The organism is Frisingicoccus sp. (genome assembly GCA_016298055.1).
Classification (GTDB): domain Bacteria; phylum Bacillota; class Clostridia; order Lachnospirales; family Lachnospiraceae; genus Frisingicoccus.
The window spans coordinates 1-3,072 of the sequence record JAEDDO010000202.1 but is presented as its reverse complement, the minus strand read 5'-3'; the positions used below and the strand labels follow the sequence as shown (position 1 = coordinate 3,072).

Below are 3,072 nucleotides of genomic sequence, written 5' to 3'. Positions count from 1 at the left end.
CAGAGTCAGACGCCTCAGAGCTTTCGCATGGATTTATTGAAAAAACTTTATTTGGAACTTGAACCGGAGGAAAAACGGATTTTGACAGATGCCTGCAAGATATGTACAGTGCGTAAAGTTCCTGTATATATTGTAGCCGGAGATGCTGCGAATATGAAGATTACGACTGCATCCGACTATCAGATTGCAGAGATTATTGCCAAAAACAGAGGGTAGGACATGGAAAATTCGCAATTTAAGCGTTTTTTTTCATTGTCAGCGATTTTTGCTTCGTGTATAATGAAGTTCATAAAATGAAAGGGATAAATATATGCGTAGGAAAAGCACGTTTGAGGATTTTGAAGAGATGTTTAGAGATGATTCTTCAGATTCGGAGGACTGTGGAGAGAAAAAAGAGCTGGAATTTGATCCAAGGATCGTCAGGAATGTGAGACGTCCCAGGATTCCGGCCAACGGTTCTGAATTGTTTGAAGAACAAGGTGAAACACAGTCCGATTTTTATGATGAAGACGCAGACGAATATGAAGAGATGCCAAAGAAACATAAGAAAAGTAGGAAAGAAAAGCTCTCAGCGGAGGAGCGGTACCGCATACGCGAGGAACGGCTTCGTAAAAAGGCTCAGAAACGGCGGCAAAGCAAGCATATCGGCGGTAAAATACTGACATTCATTCAACTGCTTTTATCTATTGTATTGATGGCTGCTTTTGTCATGCTCAATATTTTGCCGGATAAATATCTGTTGGTGGCTGGTGTAATACTGCTCTTTTTGTTTGTATTTTGTTTTTTGCTTCAGTTTGGGCGCAGAGTACACTGGTTTGGTAAGATACTCTCACTTATTCTTATAGGCGTTTTGATTTTTGGTAATATTTATCTTGCCAAGACGATGGGAACGCTGGATGTTGTGACGAAGGTGAAAACCTATCAGACAGACAAGATTGTCATTGCTGTTATGGCGGATAATCCGGCACAGTCGGTCGAGGATGCCAGGGATTATCAATTCGGCATTATGTCCGGCCTTGACCGGGCGAAGGTGGATCAGGCAATCGAGCATATTAGCGAAGGATTGAATCAGGAACTGGATATATCAGAATATACAACCTATTCGGAGCTTGTTCAGCATCTTTATGATGGAAAGATTGATGCCATGATCTATAATCAGACACTGGATGAGCTGATTGAAGATAATAATCCGGGATTTATTGAAAAAGTCCGGATCATTGATAACTTTGAAGTTAAAACAGAAGTACTTATGAAGGATGTTCCGGATCTGCCGATTACGAAGGAACCGTTTATTGTGTTCTTAAGCGGTATGGATGCCTATGGTACGCTGGATCAGACATGTCGAAGTGATGTGAATATTATGGCCTGTGTGAATCCGACGACGAAACAGGTGCTTCTGGTCAGTGTTCCGCGTGATGCTTACGTTGAGATTCCGGGCATTACTTATGGTGAGTCGGATAAGCTGACCCATGCAGGTATGTATGGTATTCAGTATTCGATTGCGACGATGGAACAGATTTTTGATATTGATATTGATTATTATGTCCGCGTTAATTTCAGTGCGGTCATTCAGATGGTCGATGCCCTGGGCGGCATTGATGTGGAATCGGATTATGCATTTTCAACTTACTATAAACAGTATAATGCGGACACAGATACCTGGAGTTACTATGAATATAAAAAGGGTATGAATCATCTGGATGGTATCTATGCACTGGCTTTTGCCAGAGAGCGTATGAATGCGGCCGGCGGCGATTATCAGAGAGCGAAGAACCAGCAGAAAGTTATCGCAGCACTTCTGGAGAAGATCAAGTCACCGGCAGTTTTGACGGGATATACGAATCTTTTATCCAGTCTGGAAGGTACGATGGATACAAGCTTTTCATCCCAACAGTTGGCAAGTCTCGTGAAGATGCAGCTGAATGATAATGCGGAATGGAATATTGTTTCCTCGACAGTTTACGGCTATTCATCGCAAGAATATTGTGCCTCCTATGCGGATTCACCGCTGTATGTTGAGATCCTTGATGATGATTCAATTCTTGCAGTTAAAGAGGTTATTGACAAGCTGATGGCCGGTGAAGTTATTTCTGAGCCGAGAGTGACGGATCTTCAGCAGATCTATGAAGTGGACGAGTCTGACATGGAAGGGGATTATTATGTGAATAATCATGCCGATGATGATGAGTATGACGATTTCTATTGGGAACACGGCGGATATCTTGATGAGTCGGATTACGAGACTTTTGTGCATCCTGAGACAGAGGAAGATTATTACGAATAAGGACTTAAAGAAAGAGGGTATTTTTTATATCCTCTTTTTTGTTGCTTTCGCGTTTTACGCTCCAAAAATCATGTTTTTTTAATATAAGCATGAAAAACATGACCTTTTGACCCTGGTATCGTGTTATAATAGATTTAAGAAAAAGTTCAACAAAAAAGACAATGTGTTTTTGGTAAAAACATACAAATAAAAAATTTTTTAAAAAATGTGTCACAAAATGCCTCTCAAAACGGATATATAGGTGAGAGGCATCGAGGACACTGGCAGATTTTCCGGGGAAGGAGGCAGGTGAGGATGAAAATCCGTAAAGGATCCGGTGGAGAACTCTCAGCTGACAACAAAAAAATAGCTTCAGTTCCAAAAAAGTCAGACAGTATTCATGCAGTCCCGTCAGAGTCTGTGACTCCGGGAGATAGTGAGAGGGATCCGAATGTCGGAGAGCTGATTCAGTGGCGTAAAAAATATGAGGCTTCCGAAGACGACGATCTGATGCAGGCAGCTAGAAAAGCCAAAGCGGTGGACAGGTTTTTGAATGAGGATGCGGAACAACTGGATGATGGTGAGAATATACCTCGAGTGTTTTCACAGGATTATGAGGCACGAAAACAAAAGATGCTGCAAACGGCTTTCGATGTAAATGAAAGTGAATCCAAGACGCATACAAAACGCCGCTTGCCTAAACCATCTATACCGGCCGCTGCCGCCGCAGCCATTGCTCTTATTTTCCTGGCTGTGGGTCTTGTAGGGACAAGTGCAGACGCAATGCCGGAGCCGGTTCGAGTACTTGT

The 3,072-nt window shown here is 42.3% G+C and carries 3 protein-coding genes; all 3 read left to right on the top strand.

Annotated features, from left to right (window positions below; genetic code table 11):
• The coding region (locus tag QZZ35_RS10505; RefSeq protein ID WP_291237358.1) for a 2-C-methyl-D-erythritol 4-phosphate cytidylyltransferase at positions 1 to 216 on the top strand (216 nt) is incomplete at its 5' end.
• A gap of 94 nt (positions 217 to 310) precedes the next feature.
• Positions 311 to 2,284 (top strand): LCP family protein, encoded by a 1,974-nt coding sequence (locus QZZ35_RS10500; protein ID WP_291237357.1) that lies wholly within the window; start codon positions 311 to 313, stop codon positions 2,282 to 2,284.
• 294 nt (positions 2,285 to 2,578) lie between these two features.
• Positions 2,579 to 3,072 (top strand): hypothetical protein (locus QZZ35_RS10495; protein ID WP_291237356.1); only part of this gene is annotated, 494 nt, incomplete at its 3' end.

Bases quoted from the DNA above. Each gene is read 5' to 3' on its own strand.
- QZZ35_RS10500 (WP_291237357.1), top strand. From the start codon at position 311: ATGCGTAGGAAAAGCACGTTTGAGGATTTTGAAGAGATGTTTAGAGAT.